The organism is Flavobacterium pectinovorum (genome assembly GCF_900142715.1).
Classification (GTDB): domain Bacteria; phylum Bacteroidota; class Bacteroidia; order Flavobacteriales; family Flavobacteriaceae; genus Flavobacterium; species Flavobacterium pectinovorum.
Genome location: NZ_FRBX01000004.1, coordinates 45,351 through 65,912 on the forward strand (window position 1 = coordinate 45,351; position 20,562 = coordinate 65,912).

Below are 20,562 nucleotides of genomic sequence, written 5' to 3' on the forward strand. Positions count from 1 at the left end.
CGGATTAGCGCAGATATAATTAAAAATTAAAGAATAAAATGAAATCTGCACAATCTGCCAGATCTGCGTGAAATAAAAAAAAAACCAGTGCAAACCAGTTCAATCCGTCAAAACCCGTGGCCCAAAAAACATAATTCAAAACAAAACCAAAAATGAATCTGAAAATTAAATATCTATACACAATTTGTATAAGCTTTTTGTTGACAGCGCAAAGCGGATATTCTCAATCTGCAGAAAAAACAAAAGATGCTTTACCAAGAATTAAAGTGTCAAAAAACCAGCATTATTTCATAACCGAAGACGAAAAACCATTCTTTTGGTTGGGTGATACAGGCTGGCTGGCATTTGGAAAATTAGACAGAGAAAGCATAAATAAATATTTTCAGGATCGAAAAGCAAAAGGATTCAATGTTGTTCAGGTGATGGTTTTGCATAATATAAACGCGGTAAATGTTTATGGAGATGCCGCCCTGATAAACGAAGACGTTTCTAAACCTTTAACCACTGCAGGAAATAATTTCAATAATAAGGATGAATACGATTATTGGGATCACGTAGATTTCACTTTGGATGTTGCTCAGAAAAATGGAATCTACGTTGCAATGGTTCCCGTTTGGGGAACAAATGTTTCAAAAGGAAATAAAGTCAGCAAAGAGCAAGCAGAAAAATATGCGAAGTTTTTAGCCGACAGATATAAAAACAGAACCAATGTGATTTGGTTAAACGGCGGAGACACACACGGAAATGAGTTTATGGATATCTGGAACGCCATCGGAAATACATTAAAAACAAATAATCCGGATCAATTGGTGACTTTTCACCCTTTCGGAAGAACCGATTCTTCTGAAAATTATCATAATGCGAGTTGGCTGGATTTTAACATGTTTCAATCAGGTCACAGAAGATACGATCAGGATTCAATTAAAACGAATTTCAAAGAAGACAATTACAAATTTGTTCAGCGAGATTTAACCTTAAAACCAACAAAACCTACGCTTGACGGAGAACCATCTTACGAAGGAATTCCGCATGGTTTACACGATACTTTACAGCCAAAATGGACCGAAAATGATGTTCGTCGTTACGGATATTGGTCGGTTTTTGCAGGAGCTGCAGGTTATACATACGGCCATAATGCTGTAATGCAAATGTTTAGAAAAGGCGATAAACCAGCGTACGGAAACAAAGAATTATGGAATTCTGCCATCAACGCACCCGGAGCCGGACAAATGGTTTACATTAAAAAATTGATGTTAAGTTTTCCATATTTAGAAAGAATTCCAGATCAAACCTTAATCACTAATCAAGGAGAAAAATACGATTATTTAGTTGCCACAAAAGGAGAAAAATACGCTTTGATTTATACCTACAACGGCAGAAAAATGATCCTGAATATGGGAAAAATTGCCGGAGATAAAGTAAATGCAAGCTGGTATAATCCGAGAAACGGAAAAGAAACCAAAATTGGAATTATAGAAAATAAAGGAACAAAGGAATTTCAACCATTGGGAGATAAAAAAGATGGAAATGATTGGGTTTTGATTTTGAGAACAAAATAAAGACTAACTCCAATCTTGTCATTTCTCCTCCTTCGAAATGACAAAAAACGAGAATAAAGATCTGCGCAATCTGCAAAATCTGCGTGAAACAAAATACACAAACATGAAAAATATATTAATCATTCTTTGTTTCATAACCACTTTCAACACCGCTTTCGCAAACGATGGCTGGCTGAATATCCTAAACGAAGGTGGAAATAACAAAGGAATAAAATGTACCGAAGCCATTCAAAGTGCTATTGAAAAAGCATCAAAAAATGGAGGTGGAACAATTTTTTTCCCTTCCGGGGAATATTTAACAGGCGCTTTAAAACTAAAAAGCAACATTACGATTCATTTAGATTCAGGTGCGCTTTTGAAATTCTCAGACAATTTTGATGATTATTTACCTTATGTAGAAATGCGTTATGAAGGTTTGGTAATGAAATCTTTCTCGCCATTATTTTATGCGAAAGATGCAGAAAATATTACCATAAAAGGAAGAGGCGTAATCGACGGACAAGGAAAAGCGTGGTGGAATGAAGTATACAGAATTGAAAGTGCTAAAGGACCAATTCCGCAAACAAAATACCAAAAAATGTGGGAAGAACAAAACAAGGGAATCGTATATTCTGATTATTATAAAAGAACGATTGACAAAAAGTTTTTCAGACCTTCATTCTTTCAGGCTTATGGCTGCAAAAATATTTTAATCGAAGGCGTTACTTTTCAAAATTCACCTTTTTGGACGATAAATCCTGAATTTTGTGATAATGTGACCGTAACCGGAATTTCAATTTTTAATCCGCATTCACCAAATACAGACGGAATTAATCCTTCGTCTTGTACCAATGTTCATATTTCGAATTGCCATATCAGCGTTGGAGATGATTGTATCACCATAAAATCAGGAAGAGATGAAGACGGACGTAAATATGGTAAAGCAACAGAAAATGTAACTATTACAAATTGCACGATGTTAAGCGGTCACGGGGGCGTTGTAATTGGAAGTGAAATGTCGGGAGGAATCAAAAAAATCACGATTTCAAACTGTGTTTTTGACGGAACAGATCGCGGAATTCGTATCAAAGCAGCGCGAGGAAGAGGCGGCGTTGTAGAAGATATTCGCGTCGATAATATTGTAATGAAAAACATCAAAGAAGAAGCAATTGTATTAAGCCTTTTTTACGATAAAGACACCAAAGTTGAACCTGTGACAGAGAAAACACCGATTTTCAGAAACATTCACATGAGCAATATTACGGGATCGAATGTAAACAAAGCGGGACAAATTTTAGGAATTACCGAAATGCCAATTCAAAACATAACGTTCTCGAATATTAATATGGACGGAAAAGAAGGTTTTACGGTAAGTACGGCAACAGATGTGGAATTTCACGATGTAAAAGTAAACGCAACAGTGGGTTCTTCTTTCAAAATATCAGATTCAAAAAATATCATTTTAGATAATGTTGGTTCATCAACACCAATAAAAGGAGTTCCGGTTATTAAGTTGGATAATGTTTCGAATATGATGATTAATAATAATTTTCCATTTAATGCAACCGATGTTTTCATCGAAGCTGATGGAAAAGAAACGAAAAGTATTTTCCTGAAGAATAATGTTTTTAACAACGTAACAACCGCAGTTAAAAAAGGAAAAGACCTGGATAAAAAAGCGATTTCAGAATAGCAGTTCGTCTTCCTGCAAGGTTTTCGAAACCTTGTAGGTATAGTTTGTGCGCATAGAAATACCTACAAGGTTTCGAAAACCTTGCAGGACAGAAAAACAAAACATGAAAAAAATAGTCATCATACTAATTCTTTTCTTTTTTGCGATAAGTTATTCGCAGAAAAAGAAGGAATTATATCTTTTCACGTCATTCAGAGAACCTGCAACAGAAGGTTTGTATCTGGCCTACAGCGAAGATGGTTACAACTGGAAAGGTTTGGAAGGATCATTTTTAAAACCGGAAATCGGAGCCAGCAAAATCATGCGCGATCCATCCATCACAAAAGGAGCCGACGGAACGTACCACATGGTTTGGACAACCGATTGGAAAGGCGGAAATGGTTTTGGGTACGCAAGTTCTAAAGATTTGATTAATTGGTCAGAACAGCAATATATACCTGTAATGAAGAACGAACCGGAAGTGGTAAACGTTTGGGCGCCGGAAATTTTTTATGATGATGTCAAAAAAGAATATATTATTATTTGGGCATCAACAATTCCGTTTCGATTTGAAAAAGGAGTTGAAGAAGAAAAAAATAATCACAGAATGTATTATGTAACGACCAAGGATTTTAAAACATTCTCGGATACAAAATTATATTACAATCCGGGTTTTAGTGTGATCGATTGTGTGATTGTCAAAAAAAGCAAAAAAGATTATGTTTTGGTTTTGAAAGACAATACAAGACCCATGAGGAATATAAAAGTCGCTTTCGGAAAATCACCTTTAGGGCCATTCGGAAAAATTTCTGCGCCTTTGACGGAATATTTATCGGAAGGTCCAACAGTGATTAAAGTCGGTAAAAATTGGCTTTTGTATTATGACAATTACGGTTCAAAAAATTATAAAGCTTTGAGTACTTCAGATTTTGTTCATTTTGAAGATGTTTCGTCAAAAATAAGTCTTCCGGAAGGTCATAAACACGGAACGATTACCACAATTTCATCAGCAATTTTAAAAGGATTAATTGATAAAAAATAAATACAAATTTCACAAATTTTCACGAATTGCTAATTTAAAAAATCATTTCAATTCTGTGAATCTCGATAGCCATCGGGAGTGGCAAAAAAATAAATAGTATTGAATTTGTTTTCAACGCAAACCCGACAGGTTTTTAAAACCTGTCGGGTTTAACGAGAACATATCAAAAAACACAACACAATGATTGCTTTCCAAAACATAAAAACCAACATCATAACTACAGCCACAATTCTTTTGATTGGTACAGCTGTAAATGCGCAGAATGACACCGTGCGTTATGTTGGTAAAACACTTTCAAATGTCGATTATCATCACGGGCAATTAAGTCCGGCGGTTGGAGTTCACGCTACACAAATTATGCGCGCAAGCCGTGAACATCCGGAAAAAGCAGATGGTTTTGGATGGACATACAACCACCAACCTACAATGGCGTATTGGAATGATACTTTTTATCTTCAATATTTAAGTGATCCTGCGGGAGAACATATTCCACCAAGTCAGACATTAATAATGACTTCAAAAGATGGTGTGAACTGGAAAATGCCAAAAGTAATTTTTCCTATTTATCATATTCCTGATGGATGGAAAAAAGAAGGTGTTGAAGGTATTGCCAAAAATCTTGACGCGATTATGCACCAAAGAATGGGTTTTTATACTTCAAAAGACAAACGACTTTTTGCTTTGGCGTATTACGGAATTGCGATGGATGAAAAAGACGATCCGAATGACGGAAAAGGAATTGGACGTGTCATTCGTGAAATTAAAAAAGACGGAAGTTTTGGCGAAATTTATTTCATCAGATACAACAAATCATGGGATAAATCGAAATCGACGTTTCCATTTTATACTCAGGCAAAAGACAAAGGTTTGAAAAAAGCCTGCGAAGAAATCCTTTCAGATCCTTTGATTTTACAGCAATGGGTTGAAGAAGCCGATCGCGATGACGAATTAATTCCGTTGAAAAAGCCTTATAAAGCGCTTAGTTCGTATCATTTACCAAACGGCGATGTGGTGGGTTTATGGAAACACGCTTTAACTTCGATCAGTAAAGATGGCGGAAAATCATGGGAATATATGCCTGTTCGTGCGCCCGGTTTTGTAAACAGCAATGCCAAAATCTGGGGACAAAAAACGTCTGATAATCGTTATGCAACCGTTTATAATCCGTCAGAATATCGTTGGCCATTGGCAATTTCAACCAGTGATGATGGTTTGAACTACAAAGATTTATTATTGGTTCACGGCGAAATTAGTCCGATGCGATATGGTGGAAACTACAAATCTGCTGGTCCACAATATGTTCGCGGAATTTCTGAAGGTGATGGCATTCCGCCTGACGGAAAACTTTGGGTAAGTTACAGCGTTAATAAAGAAGATATTTGGGTGGCGTCGATTCCGGTTCCGGTTACAAGTGTTGTTACTGAAAACGCAAATGATATTTTTAACGAACTTCCTGAAGGACAAGAACTAAAACTTTGGAATACCTACGATTTATCTTGGGCATCTACAAAAATTGAAAAGAAAGACGGCAAAAAATGGCTGACTTTAAGAGATCAGGATTATTTTGATTACGCCCGTGCAGAACGCGTTATTCCGTTTGCAGAAAAAATGGAAGTCACTTTTACCGTTAAACCCGAACAAAATAATCACGGTTTATTGCAGGTTGAGTTTCAAAATAAACAAGGTTTACCAGCCGTAAGATTGACATTTGATTCAGACGGACAATTGAAAACAAAAACCGGAGCGCGTTTTAATACAATCGCCAAATACGAAGCCGGAAAAGAATATAAAGTAAATGTGAAACTGAATGTGAAAACACGTTCATACACGATAAAAGTAAACGACGAAAAAGAATCAACAAGAATATTTTATGCGCCGGTAGATGGTTTTGAAAGAATTATGTTCCGCACAGGTGAACAAAGATATTCTCCAAATCCTGATACAGCACCGGACACGGATGATTATGATGATTTGCCTCAAACCGGAAAATTAATTCCCGAAGCAGTATTTAATATTCAGTCGTTGATTACGAAAAAGTTGTAAAAAATATAGAACGCGGATGACACGGATTTACTTCGTAAAAACGCGGATAAAAACGGGTTTTTATTGTTTAATATCAGAATAAAATCCGCGTCAATCTGCGTCTTCGCGATAGCGAATCAGTTTTATCAGCGTTCAAAAATCTCAACAAGTAAGAAATGAAGAATTTCAAAAATATAGTATTAGCAATTTGTCTTTTAGTAACGTTAGTTTCTAAAGGACAAATTTTGCCCGTACATCTAACCACAGAAATGGCTGATAATCCATTAGCAGTCGTTCAGAATCAACCAAGATTTAGCTGGCAATTAATCGCAAAAGAATCAAATGCATCACAAATTGGCTATCAGATTTTGGTTGCATCATCCGAAGAAAAACTAAAAAATGACGAAGGTGATATCTGGAACAGCTTAAGAATAAACTCTTATCAAAATTTGCATATCGCTTTTGGCGGAAGCCCTTTAAAACCAGAAACCAAATATTTTTGGAAGGTTAAAGTTTGGAATCAGGAAGGTGAAATGTCGAAATGGAGTAGAACCGCTTTTTTCAGAATAGCTCCCAACGAATCCGATTTAAAACCAATCTGGATTGGCGCGATTACAAAAGCAGATAGTCATTTGCCGGAAGGCAGAAATTATCATTCAGCAACTTATAAAAGAGAGAAAAAAGATGCGATAATTAATGCTTCGGATTCTTTGTCACGCAGAAGTATTATACTTCGAAAACCATTTAAGATTACAAAAGAAATTAAAGAAGCGGTAGTTTATATTTCAGGTTTAGGGCATTATGAATTAACAATTAACGGGAAGAAAATTGGCAACAGCGAGTTTGCGCCTTTATGGACAGATTATGACAAAACGGTCAATTATAATACTTATGAATTATCGGCAAAAGAATTGCAAAAAGGAGAAAATGTAATTGGCGTTCTTTTAGGAAACGGAATGTACAATACGCTCGCCGAACGATATACTAAGTTTTTTGTGAGTTTTGGCCCGCCAACTTTGTTTTTTAAAATGAAAGTGGTTTACAAAGACGGGTCAGAAGAAATTATAAAATCGGATGAAAGCTGGAAATACAGCAAAAGCCCAATTACATACAACAGCATTTTTGGAGGAGAAGATTACAATGCCAACTTGGAACAAAAAGACTGGAATGAAAAAGGATTTAAAGATTCAAACTGGAAAAAAATTGTCGTTCAGGAAGCGCCAAAAGGAATTTTAAGAGCACAGACTGCACCGCCCATTACGATTCAGAAACAATATGATGTTGCGTCATTTAAAGAACTTAAGCCTAACTTTTTTGTTTTTAATATGGGACAAAATCTTTCGGGATTTACGACTATAAAAGTAAAAGGAAAAAAAGGACAAACCGTTCGCGTTTGGGTTGGCGAAGGGTTAAATGAGGACGGAACTGTTGGTCAGGGAAGATCGGGAAAACCGTATTATTACGACTATACTTTAAAAGGAGATGGTGTAGAAGAATGGCAGCCAAAATTCAGTTACTACGGTTTTCAATATGTGCAGATTGAGAACATCAATTATAAAGAAAACAAAGATAAAAACCTGCCAACGTTAGTAGATTTAAAATCAAATTTCATTTATAATTCGGCGGGAGAAGCGGGAACTTTTGAATCTTCAAATACCATTTTTAATAAAGCGCATGAACTGATCAATAACTCCATAAAAAGTAATTTCCAAAGTGTTTTTACCGATTGTCCGCAACGTGAAAAATTGGGTTGGCTGGAAGAAATTCACTTAAACGGACCGGGTTTAATGTTCAATTATAATCTCGAAAGTTTTATTCCCGCAACGATGCAAAACATCTCAGATTCGCAACGAGAAGACGGTTTAATACCGACAATTGTTCCTGAATATGTGGTTTTTGGAGGTGACTTTACCGATTCACCGGAATGGGGTGTAACCGGAGTGATTCTGCCTTGGATGTATTATGAATATTATGGCGATGCTTCTTTATTAGAGAAATATTATCCGGTAATGAAAAAATACGTGGATTATTTAGGAACAAAAGCAAAAGATCATATTGTGTCGCACGGTTTGGGCGATTGGTACGATTACGGAACGCACGCGGCGGGATATTCAAAAAATAGTCCGATTGCACTTTCGGCGACTTCGCATTATTTTTATGGTGCAAGTTTGGTGGCAAAAGCAGCAAAATTGTTGAACAAAACAGAAGATATTTCGGAATATGAAACTTTGGCTTCTGATATTAAAACCGCTTTCAATAAGGAATTCTTCAATCCCGAAACCAAACAATATGGCACAAACAGCCAGTTTAGTAACGCTGTTCCAGTTTATATGGATATTGTAGAACCACAATATAAAGCGGCTGTAATGCAGAATTTATTAGCAGATATAAAAGCAAAAGGCGACAGATTAACAACGGGCGATGTTGGAAATCGTTATTTGTTTCAGGCTTTGGCGCAAAATGGCGAAAACGAGACGATGTATAAAATGAACAATCATTACGATGCACCGGGTTATGGTTTTCAGATCAAATTTGGGCTGACTACTTTAACCGAACAATGGGATCCGCGCAAAGGAAATTCATGGAATCACTTTATGATGGGACAAATCGAAGAATGGTTTTACCAAAGTTTAGCCGGAATTGTTCCTGATCCTGAAAATCCGGGTTTCAAACATTTCTTTATTCAGCCTCAAGTGGTGGGCGATATGACTTTTGTAAAAGCAACTTACAAATCTGTTTATGGAAATATTGCTTCGGAATGGGAGAAGAAAGATGGTAAATTAATTCTGAAAGTGGAGATTCCCGTGAATACATCGGCAACCATAAAATTGCCAATTGCAGCGGGTACAGAAGTAAAAGTAAATGGAAAAGTAACTAAATACCTGAGATTTGGATCAGGAAAATATACAATTGAATGTAAAATATAAAAATAAATTAGCACACAGATCAAACGGATTTCAACAGATGAGCACAGATTTTTTTTTAAACTATCAAAATAAAATCCGCTCAACCCGCGTCATCCGCGTGCCAATGTCAACAACAAGAAATGAAGAAATTAAAAAACATAAGAAAGGCAATATTACTTTCAATTTTTGCAGTGAGTTTTGCAAATGCGCAAATTACGTCTGATGAAAATTACAGAAAACCAGTTTCAGAAACCTTAAAAAAAATTGAAACTATTTTTCATGTGACAATCAACGACGACCGAGGTTTATTAAAGGGAAAAGAACTGGATTATGCTGATTGGAGAATTGAACCGGGAAATTTACCGATTTCATTGACGAATATTTTGGCTCCGTTTGAATTGATGTATTTCAAACAGCCGGACGGAACTTACATTATAAGAAAATATGAAAACCACAAAGTTTCAGTTGATAAAGGAAAAGAACGATTGTTTTATCTGGAAAGCCTTTACTCAACTAAAGAAGAATGGGAAAAACGTAAAACGGAGTTAAAAGCTTGTATGATTACATCATTTGGTTTAGACAAGGCGCCCCCAACACCAAAGTCTAAGCCACTTTTAACTCCAAAAAGAATTTATAAAGATTACAGTGTTGAAAATATCGGATTGGAAATTCTGCCGGGCGTTTATGTAACAGGTTCGATTTATAAACCGTATCCTTTGAATAAAAAAGCTCCGGTAATTCTAACTCCGGATGGGCATTTTGGAGACGGAAGATATAGAAAAGACGAACAATATCGTTGTGCAATTCTGGCTAAAATGGGCGCAATTGTTGTGAGTTATGATTTGTTTGCGTGGGGAGAATCTTTGCTTCAGTTTCCGGAACAAACTCATAGGAATAGTATTGCATCAACGGTTCAGGTTTTAAGTGGAATCCGTTTATTGGATTATTTATCGACTCAAAAAAATGTTGATATGTCACGTGTTGGCGTTACAGGCGGATCGGGCGGTGGATCTCACACTATGTTTTTGGCGGCAATCGATGACAGAATTACGGTTTCTGCTCCGGTTGTAATGGTTTCGTCTCATTTTTCTGGGGGATGTCCTTGCGAAAGCGGTCGCGGAATTCACCTTTGCGGAAACGGAACAAACAATGCAGAAATTTCAGCAATGATGGCGCCAAAACCACAATTAATTGTTTCTGACGGAAAAGACTGGACATTGGCAGTTCCTGAATTGGAATTTCCTTTTATCCAAAGAACTTATGGATTGTACGGTAAAAAAGATTTGGTAGAAAATGCTCATTTTGCAAAAGAAGGACATGATTTTGGAGTATCTAAACGTATGGCTTTGTATCCGTTTATGGCGAAATATTTAGGTTTGGATTTAAACAAAGTCAAAAATGAAAAAGGAGAAATCGACGAGTCAACTTGTGTGATTGAACCTTATGATAAATTATATGTTTTTGGAAATAAAGCCGAAAATTTACCTAAAAATGCTTTGAAAGATATCGACAAATTATATGAAATGTTTGGCGAGAAAAATAATAAGATTTATGAAGTTAAGAAGTAAGATGTAAAAGATAGCCACGAATTCACGAATTATTTTAAGCCAATTTTAATAATTAAAAATTCGTGAATTCGTGGCGAAAAAAATATACTCTATGAAATTAAAAAATAAAATAGCTGCGATTTGTGTTGGAATTTTTTCGTGTGCTGCAACAGCGCAAAGTAATAGTGATTTAAAACTTTGGTACGATAAACCAGCTGCAATCTGGAACGAAGCTTTGCCTTTGGGAAATGGTCGTTTGGGTGCGATGGTTTTTGGAGATCCGGCGGTGGAGCGTTTACAGTTGAATGAAGAAACCATTTGGGCGGGTTCACCAAACAGCAATGCACATACCAAATCGATAAAAGCTTTGCCAATTGTTCGTCAATTAATTTTTGATGGAAAATTTGATGAAGCTCAGGAATTGGCTACGCAGGATATTATGTCGCAAACCAATGACGGAATGCCATATCAAACTTTTGGGAGCGTTTATATTTCATTTCCGGGACATCAAAAATACACCAATTATTACAGAGATTTAGATATTGCCAATGCTACAGCAAAGATAAAATATACGGTAAACGGCGTTGAATTTACAAGAGAAATTCTGACGGCTTTTTCAGATCAGGTTATTGCGGTGAAACTTTCGGCAAGTCAACCAGGACAAATTACGTGTAATGTTTTTATGAATAGTCCAATTGATAAAACGGTTGCTTCAACTGAAGGAAACCAAATTATACTTTCTGGTTTGGGGACAAATTTTGAAGGGGTAAAAGGAAAAGTGAAATTTCAGGGAAGGTTAACGGCTAAAAATAAAGGTGGCGAAATTGACGCGAGCAACGGCGTTTTAAGTATTAATAAAGCCGATGAAGTAACTTTATACATTTCGATCGCGACGAATTTCAAAAATTATCAGGATATTTCAGAAGATGAAATTGCGAAAAGCAAAGGATATTTGGCGAAAGCCGAAACCAAAGATTTTGAAACGATAAAAAAAGCGCATGTCGATTATTATCAAAAATTCTTCAACAGAGTTTCTTTTGATTTGGGAACAAACGACGCGACTAAGAAACCAACAAACGAAAGAATCAGAGATTTCTCGAAACAATTCGATCCGCAATTGGCGAGTTTATATTTTCAATTTGGGCGTTATCTTTTAATTTCGAGTTCACAGCCGGGCGGACAACCTGCGAATTTGCAAGGAATTTGGAATGATATGGTTACCCCACCCTGGGACAGTAAATACACCACAAACATTAATGCCGAAATGAATTATTGGCCTGCACAGGTAACCAATCTTCAGGAAATGCATGAACCTTTTGTTCAAATGGCAAAAGAATTAAGCGTTACGGGTGCCGAAACAGCCAGAATGATGTACAATGCCAGCGGTTGGGTTTTACACCACAATACCGATATTTGGCGTGTTACCGCTCCGGTTGATTCTGCTGCATCTGGAATGTGGCCAACTGGCGGTGCTTGGGTTTGTCAGGATTTATGGGAAAGGTATTTATATACAGGAGATAAAAAATATCTGGAAGAAATTTATCCGATCATGAAAGGAGCAGCAGATTTCTTTCTTGATTTTATGGTTATCGATCCAAATACAAAATATTTAGTTGTAGTTCCTTCAAGTTCACCTGAGAACACACATGCGGGTGGAACCGGAAAAGCGACAATTGCTTCCGGAACGACAATGGATAATCAATTGGTTTTTGATTTATTTACGCATGTTATTGAAGCTTCCAAATTGGTTTCACCAGATGCTGCTTATGTAAAAAAAGTAAGTGAGGCGCTGGCAAAAATGCCTCCAATGAAAGTGGGAAAACACAGTCAGTTACAAGAATGGCAGGACGATTGGGATAATCCGAAAGACAATCACCGACACGTTTCGCACTTGTACGGATTGTATCCAAGTAATCAGATTTCGGCAGTGAAAACTCCTGAATTATTTGAGGCAGCAAAACAATCTTTGATATATAGAACAGACGAATCGACAGGATGGTCGATGGGCTGGAAAGTAAATTTATGGGCGAGGTTATTAGACGGAAACCATGCTTATAAACTGATTCAGGATCAACTGCATTTGGTAACGTCCGACCAAAGAAAAGGTGGTGGAACTTACCCAAATATGTTAGATGCGCACCAGCCGTTTCAAATTGATGGGAATTTTGGCTGTACTGCCGGAATTGCCGAAATGCTGATGCAAAGTCAGGAAGATGCGATACATTTATTGCCGGCCTTACCAGACGTTTGGAAAGATGGAAGTATAAAAGGTTTGGTTGCCAGAGGTGGATTTGTAATTGATTTGACCTGGAAAAACAATAAAGTTTCTGAACTAAAAATTTATTCTAAAATTGGAGGAAACTGTAGATTAAAAATAGAGAATACTTTAAAAGGTTCTTCGCTTAAAAAAGCAAAAGGGAAAAATACGAATTCGTTGTTTTATGATGTGGAAGTGAAGAAACCAATCATATCTGAAAAAGCGAATTTGAAGAAAGTTATGTTGCCAAAGTATAATGAATATGATGTTCAGATGAAAGCTGGACAGACTAATGTTTTTTATGGGAATTAATCTAAAAGTTTAGACCTGACAGGTTTTTAAAACCTGTCAGGTCTGGTTACGTTTCCTGCAAGGTTTTCAAAACCTTGTAGGTATAAATTAGCAAGTCTAGTTTGTCATTTCGAGGAACGAGAAATCGCATCCAGAGAGCGACGTACTGTGTGTCTTAACGTTATGTGATTTCTCCTCCGTCGAAATGACAAATTGGTGAGTATAGACTTTTGAAATGTTTATACCTACAAGGTTTTGAAAACCTTGCAGGAATGAAAAGCAGGAACGGACAGCACGATTCGCCGCGGCGAACACGCCCAAAGAATTTTAATAATAATTTGAATATGTTACATCATTTTAAATATAAAATAATTGCTTTTATAATTCTGATTTCAACTTTAAACACAAGTTGCAAATCAGGAATCATTGCTTCTAAAAAAAGCTCAGCCGTTATTTTAAAAGAAAAAAACTTCAAACATTATGTTGATTATTTCAACACGATGGAAGATGAGAATTTAAAATTTGCGATTCCGAATGATTCTGCCTGGGTTTGGATGGAAAAGAATATTCCGTTGTTTGAATGTCCGCAGCAAAATTTTGAGGAGATTTATTATTTCCGTTGGTGGAGCGCGCGCAAACATATCAAGAAAACTCCGCAGGGATTTGCGATTACAGAGTTTTTGGTAGATCGTTCTTATGCCGATAAATACAATATGATTAGTTGTGCTTTGGGGCATCATATTAATGAATTTCGATGGGTTCATGATCCGCAATATGTGGAGCAGGATGTTCATTTGTGGTTTAGAGGAAATGATGGCAAACCGATGAAAAAGCTTCGAACTTTTAGCAGTTGGACTGCAGATGCTTTGTACAACAGGTATTTAGTAAATAAAGACGACAAATTTTTATTGGATATGTATCCGGATTTGGTTGCAGAATATGCAGCTTGGGAAGGAGACAGAAAACGAAAAGACGGCTTATTCTGGCAGTTTGATGTAAAAGACGGAATGGAAGAATCGTTGAGTGGTGCCAGAAAATTTAGAAATGCGCGCCCAACAATTAATAGTTATATGTTTGGAAATGCAACTGCTTTGGCGAAAATTGCCAAAATGAAAGGCGATGCCAAACAAGAAAGTTATTTTGAAGCGAAAGCAGATACGCTTCAAAAATTAGTAGAAACAAAACTGTGGAATCCTAAAAGTGAATTCTTTGAGACCTTTACAGAAAAAGATACCTTAGCGCAGGTTCGTGAGGCGATCGGATTTATTCCGTGGTATTTTAATTTACCGCAGAAAAATAAAGGTTTCGAAAAAGCGTGGGAACAAATCAAAGATGAAAAAGGGTTTTCGGCGCCATTTGGTTTGACGACGGCTGAAAGAAGAAGCTCTCGTTTTAGAACGCACGGAACTGGAACTTGCGAATGGGACGGCGCAATTTGGCCTTTTGCCAGTTCGCAAACTTTGACCGCTTTGGCAAATGTGTTGAACAATTACGATCAGAATTTTGTTGCGAAAACCGATTATTTCAAACAAATGGATTTGTATGTGCAGTCGCAATATTACCGTGGAAAACCGTATGTTGGCGAATATTTAGACGAAACAACAGGATATTGGTTAATGGGTGACAGAGAACGAAGCCGTTATTACAATCATTCGACTTTTAACGATTTGATGATTACAGGTTTGGTTGGTTTACGCCCGAGAGCGGATGAAAAAATAGAAGTGAATCCGTTGATTCCACAGGAAAAATGGGATTGGTTTTGTTTGGACAATGTTTTGTATCACGGCAATATTATTACGATTCTTTGGGATAAAACGGGAGAGAAATATCATAAAGGAAAAGGATTCAGGATTTTTAAAAATGGTAAGGAAATTGCGGTTTCTGAAAGATTGGAGAAATTGGTTTCGGAGTGAGAATTGGCACGCGGATGACGCAGGTAAAACGGATTGGCGCAGATTTTATTCTTGTTTTTGTGATTTCTCCCTTTGGAAGTTACACACTTGATGGAATTTCATAATTAGAGATCAAAAATAAATCAGTGCGAATCCGTTTAATCCGTCAAATCTGCGGGCAAAAAATACTATCAGCATACCATTAAAACACAACACATGAAAAAGTTTTTTTTACATACAACATTCATCATCATAACATTGATTTCTTTTTCGGCGAAAGCCCAAAATAAAATCAGCGTTACCAATTTGCAATGCGAAATGCTGAACAATCCGGAAGGAATTGATGTTGTAAAACCAAGATTGAGCTGGCAAATAAATGCAGATGTAAACGATGTAAAACAAACAGCGTATCAAATTATTGTGGCTTCAACTTTAGAAAACTTAAATACTAATAATGCCGATTTATGGGATAGCGGAAAAATTGAAAATGATGAATCTGTCAATATTATTTATAAAGGAAAAAAACTTGACGACAGACAAAATGCGTTTTGGAAAGTAACCGTTTGGACGAATAAAGGGGAAATTCAATCGAAAGAAAAGGCGAATTTTAGTATGGGAATTTTAAATTATGCCGACTGGAAATCGACACGATGGATTGGTTATGAAAAAACTTCTGCCGGAGATAGTATTTCTCAATATTCAAAATTGTCTGCACGTTATCTTCGAAAAGAAATCAACGTAAAAAAACAAGTCAAAAATGCCAAGGTTTATATCATGGGTATGGGCTTGTATGAGTTGTACATAAATGGAAATAAAATTGGCGATCAGGTTTTAGCGCCCGTTCCTACGGATTATACGAAGAATGTAAAATACAATGTTTTTGATGTGACTTCGCAATTGCAGGAAGGCAAAAATGCACTGGGAACGATTTTAGGTAACGGACGTTTTTTTACCATGCGTCAGGATTATAAACCGTATAAAATTAAAACTTTTGGTTACCCAAAAATGGCTTTGCAGCTTTTTGTTGAATATACCGATGGAACAAAAGACGTAATTAGAACGGATGATACTTGGAAAGTTACCACAAATGGACCCATTTTATCGAACAACGAATATGACGGTGAAGAATACGACGCCCGAAAGGAAATGAAAGGTTGGAATACCACAAATTTTGATGATAAAAATTGGTTAACAGCAGAATATGTTCAGGAACCGGGTGGTTTTTATGAAGCACAAATGACGCCGAATATGAAAATAATGGGCGAAGTAAAACCAATTTCAATCAAGCAAACGCCAAGAGGAACTTATATTTTCGATATGGGTCAAAATATGGTAGGCTGGCTGCAATTGAAAGTAAAAGGAAAAAGCGGCGAAAAAATCAATATGAAATTTGCTGAATCATTACAAACCGATGGATCTTTATATATCGATAATTTACGCGATGCCAGAACAACAGATGTTTATACTTTAAAAGGTGAAGGCGAAGAAATTTGGGAACCGACTTTTATATTTCACGGATTTCGTTTTGTAGAAGTTTCAGGATTTCCGACAAAACCAACTGTAGATAATTTCGTTGGAAAAGTAGTTTATGATGATATCAAAACAATCGGAACTTTTGAATCTTCGGATGCTGTGATGAATCAGATTTTTAAGAATGCTTATTGGGGAATTCGAGGAAATTACAAAGGAATGCCAATCGATTGTCCGCAGCGAAATGAGCGCCAGCCATGGTTGGGCGACAGAACGACGGGAGCTTATGGCGAAAGTTTTTTATTCGATAGCCAAACATTATATGCCAAATGGCTTGACGATATTAAAAATGCACAAACGGCAGATGGCGGAATTCCGGATGTTGCACCGGCATTTTGGCGTTATTATGGTGATAATGTAACCTGGCCGGGAACCTATATTACGGTTGCCGATATGTTGTATCAGCAATTTGGTGATAAAAAAGTGATTGAAAAACATTATCCATCCATGAAAAAATGGATCGTGTATATGGAAGAAAATTATTTGGTTAACGATTTAATGACCAAAGACAAATACGGAGACTGGTGCGTTCCGCCAGAATCTTTAGAATTAATTCATTCCAAAGATTCGACCAGAACAACGAATGGTGAATTAATTGCAAGTGCTTTCTATTATCATTTACTGCAAAAAATGAAAAAGTTTGCAACAATTAACGGAACAAATTCGGAAAATATTCAATATTACGATTCACTTTCGGAGAGAATAAAAACGGCTTTTAATGCAAAGTTTTTTGATTCAAAAACAAATAAATATGCAAATAATACAGTAACAGCAAACTTGCTTCCATTGACTTTTGGAATGGTTCCTGAAAATCTTCAGTCAAAAGTATTTGACAATATTGTGCATGAAGTTGAGGTAACGTACAAAGGCCATATAAGTACGGGCGTTATCGGAACCCAGTTTTTAATGCGAACATTATCTCAATTTGGAAGACCGGATTTGAGTTATAAACTGGCTTCGAATAACACATATCCGAGTTGGGGTTATATGGCGAAAAATGGTGCAACCACGATTTGGGAGTTATGGAACGGAAATACCGCAGATCCTAAAATGAATTCGCAAAACCATGTGATGCTTTTGGGCGATTTATTGATTTGGTATTACGAAAATATAGCAGGAATCAAGAGTAATCCTGAAACTCCGGGTTTCAAACAAATCATCATGAAACCTGATTTTGAAACCGGATTAACTTTCGTAAACGCATCTTATGAATCTATTTACGGATTGATTAAAAGTGACTGGAAAAAGGCTAAAAATAAACTCGAATGGAAAATAAATATTCCGGCAAATAGTTCGGCAATCGTTTATTTACCAACTTCGGATATTTCAGCTGTAATGGTTAATAATCAAAAATTAACTGCTGCTTTTTCATCTTACTATAAAATTGAAAACAACAATTTGGTTCTCAATTTATCATCCGGTTCTTACGCTATCGTCGTAAAGCGTTAATTTTAGACAATTCGGGACAGTACAGGATACATTGTTAATTTTTTAGTGTTATTTTTACACTTAATAAATATTTTTACCTAAAAAAATAGTAGGAATGTATTTATAGTTGAAAATTTTAATTCATAATTAAATTAAGAATGAAGATAACAAAATTAGCATTTGTCTTGTTTGGACTTTTCCTTTTAGGAAGTTGTAAATCGGCTTTAGAAAAAAAGACTTGGAAAGAAGGTATTCTGGTTGATGAATTTATTTATGATAAAGCGCCTTATCCGTCTTGCCACGCGGTTACAATTGTCGAAGCAACAAATGGTGATTTAGTTTCATCCTGGTTTGGAGGAACGCACGAAAGACATCCTGATGTTTGTATCTATGTAAGCATCAAGCCGAAAGGAAGTGATAAATGGGGCGAAGGCGTTAAAGTTGCCGATGGCGTGATGAAAGAAGGTCCGAGATTGCCAACATGGAATCCGGTTCTGTATCAAATTCCGGGTGGTGATTTAATGCTTTTCTACAAAATCGGACCAAAACCATCGGAATGGTGGGGCGTAATCAGAACTTCATCTGATGGCGGAAAAACATGGTCTGAGGCTAAAAAAATGCCTGATGGATTTTTAGGACCAATCAAAAATAAACCTGTTTTATTAAGCAACGGAACTTTATTATGTCCGTCAAGTATCGAAGGCGACGGGTGGAGACTTCGCATGGAATCTACTCCAGACTTCGGAAAAACCTGGGTAATGGGTGATACGCTTGCAAGAGGAAAACAAAAAATCAATGCTATTCAACCTAGTATATTATTCCACAAAGATGGCAGTATCCAAGCCATTGGAAGAACCAGAAACAGAGCCATTTTTAGCACTTTCTCAAAAGACAACGGAAAAACATGGTCAGATGTAGAATTAATTGGTTTGCCAAATAACAACTCAGGAACCGATGCCGTAACCCTTAAAAATGGAAAACATTTACTTGTTTACAATCACGTTTTACCTCCGGGAACAGAAGCAAAAGGTCCAAGAACGCCTTTGAATGTTTCAATTTCTGATGATGGAATCAATTGGAAAGCAGCTTTGGTTTTAGAAGATTCAAAAATCAGTCAATATTCATATCCTTCTATGATTCAAAGTTCTGACGGAATGGTGCATATTGTTTACACTTGGAGAAGAGAAAAACTGAAATATGTAAAAGTTGATCCAAGTAAATTAAAAGCACTTCCAATCAAAAACGGAATCTGGCCTGGAGACGAAAACAAAGTCGTAACCGCTGTTAAGGCTGAAGAGGAGTAAAAAAGTTCGCCACGAATTTCACGAATTTACACTAATTTTTTTTCAATGTTAATTTGTGAAAATTTGTGCAATTTGTAGCTAAAAAAAAACACAACAATGAGCAATTTCAATAAGAGTTTTATAAAGTTAACGGCTATACTTTTCATAGTTGTTTTATCTGGAGCCTTCAACAGTTGTGCAACGGCGCAGTCTTCCAGTAAAAAACAGCAATATAAAGTTGCGGTTTGCGACTGGATGATTTTAAAAAGACAAAAATTAGGCGCTTTTGGTTTGGCAAGCGAAATCAAAGCCGACGGAATAGAACTGGACATGGGCGGTTTAGGAAAAAGACCAACTTTTGACAGCAAATTGGGAGATCCCGTTGAAAGAAAAAAGTTTCTCGATAAATCTAAAGAATTGCATGTGGGAATCAGTTCTATTGCCATGTCCGGATTCTATGCACAGTCTTTTGCCAAAAGAGAAACCATCGAACCCATGATTAATGATTGTGTAAAAGCAATGAAAGACATGAAAGTAAAAGTCGCTTATCTTCCGTTAGGAACAGAAAGTGATTTGGTTAAAAATCCGGAATTACGTCCGATCGTTATTGAAAGATTAAAATGGGCAGGAAAACAAGTGGGTAAAATTGGCGGTGTAATCGCGATTGAAACTTCATTGAACGCTACAGAAGAGAAAAAATTATTAGAAGAAATAGATTCTAAATGCATTAAAAGTTCTTTCAATTTTGCCAATGCCGCAGACAACGGAAGAGATATTGTATCAGAATTAAAAATATTAGGCAAAAAACATTTGGCGCAAATTCATGCTTCCAACACAGATAAAGTCTGGCTTGAAAATGATACGATGATTAATATGCCGGAAATCAAAAAAACGCTTGACGAAATGAAATGGAGTGGCTGGCTTATTGTAGAGCGTTCTCGCGACGTTACACAAGTGCATAACGTAAAAGCCAATTACGGTGCAAATGTGGCGTATTTGAAAAAGATTTTTCAGAATTAATAAGCTTGTAAAAGTGCTGATTACGTAAAAGTTAAATATTACAAGTTCACACTTTTAATCTGCGTTTATCTGCTTAAATCTGCCCGATCTGCGTGCCATTATTTCACGCAGATTTACACAGATTTAAGCAGATT

The 20,562-nt window shown here is 36.5% G+C and carries 11 protein-coding genes; all 11 read left to right on the forward strand.

Annotated elements, in window-relative coordinates; translation table 11 throughout:
• The first annotated feature begins 152 nt into the window (after positions 1 to 152).
• The 11 genes from BUE22_RS13865 to BUE22_RS13915 all read left to right on the forward strand — a co-directional run bounded on the left by BUE22_RS13865 (position 153) and on the right by BUE22_RS13915 (position 20,428).
• The gene (locus BUE22_RS13865; protein WP_073395540.1) at positions 153 to 1,559 is read left to right on the forward strand and encodes a glycoside hydrolase family 140 protein; all 1,407 of its coding nucleotides are present in this window, start codon (positions 153 to 155) and stop codon (positions 1,557 to 1,559) included.
• Positions 1,560 to 1,662: 103 nt separating this feature from the next.
• Entirely contained in the window at positions 1,663 to 3,231 is a 1,569-nt protein-coding gene (locus BUE22_RS13870; RefSeq protein WP_073396686.1) for a glycoside hydrolase family 28 protein, read from the forward strand.
• Between the two features lie 103 nt (positions 3,232 to 3,334).
• Entirely contained in the window at positions 3,335 to 4,252 is a 918-nt protein-coding gene (locus BUE22_RS13875) for a glycoside hydrolase family 43 protein (RefSeq protein ID WP_073395541.1), read from the forward strand.
• A gap of 180 nt (positions 4,253 to 4,432) precedes the next feature.
• Positions 4,433 to 6,295 (forward strand): sialidase/neuraminidase family protein, encoded by a 1,863-nt coding sequence (locus BUE22_RS13880; protein WP_073395542.1) that lies wholly within the window; start codon positions 4,433 to 4,435, stop codon positions 6,293 to 6,295.
• A 155-nt stretch (positions 6,296 to 6,450) separates the two neighbouring features.
• Positions 6,451 to 9,201: a glycoside hydrolase family 78 protein gene (locus tag BUE22_RS13885; protein WP_073395543.1), complete on the forward strand. Its 2,751-nt coding sequence runs from the start codon at positions 6,451 to 6,453 to the stop codon at positions 9,199 to 9,201.
• Positions 9,202 to 9,320: 119 nt separating this feature from the next.
• A complete protein-coding gene (locus tag BUE22_RS13890) occupies positions 9,321 to 10,748 on the forward strand; it encodes an alpha/beta hydrolase family protein (RefSeq protein WP_073395544.1) in 1,428 nt (475 codons plus the stop codon).
• A gap of 91 nt (positions 10,749 to 10,839) precedes the next feature.
• Positions 10,840 to 13,296 (forward strand): glycoside hydrolase family 95 protein, encoded by a 2,457-nt coding sequence (locus BUE22_RS13895; protein ID WP_073395545.1) that lies wholly within the window; start codon positions 10,840 to 10,842, stop codon positions 13,294 to 13,296.
• Positions 13,297 to 13,547: 251 nt separating this feature from the next.
• The gene (locus BUE22_RS13900) at positions 13,548 to 15,188 is read left to right on the forward strand and encodes an MGH1-like glycoside hydrolase domain-containing protein (protein ID WP_243396753.1); all 1,641 of its coding nucleotides are present in this window, start codon (positions 13,548 to 13,550) and stop codon (positions 15,186 to 15,188) included.
• A 195-nt stretch (positions 15,189 to 15,383) separates the two neighbouring features.
• Positions 15,384 to 18,146: a glycoside hydrolase family 78 protein gene (locus tag BUE22_RS13905; protein WP_073395547.1), complete on the forward strand. Its 2,763-nt coding sequence runs from the start codon at positions 15,384 to 15,386 to the stop codon at positions 18,144 to 18,146.
• 137 nt (positions 18,147 to 18,283) lie between these two features.
• Positions 18,284 to 19,429: a sialidase family protein gene (locus tag BUE22_RS13910; protein WP_073395560.1), complete on the forward strand. Its 1,146-nt coding sequence runs from the start codon at positions 18,284 to 18,286 to the stop codon at positions 19,427 to 19,429.
• A 96-nt stretch (positions 19,430 to 19,525) separates the two neighbouring features.
• Positions 19,526 to 20,428, forward strand: coding sequence for a sugar phosphate isomerase/epimerase family protein (locus BUE22_RS13915; RefSeq protein ID WP_073395563.1), 903 nt, complete (start codon positions 19,526 to 19,528; stop codon positions 20,426 to 20,428).
• Positions 20,429 to 20,562: the final 134 nt, after the last annotated feature.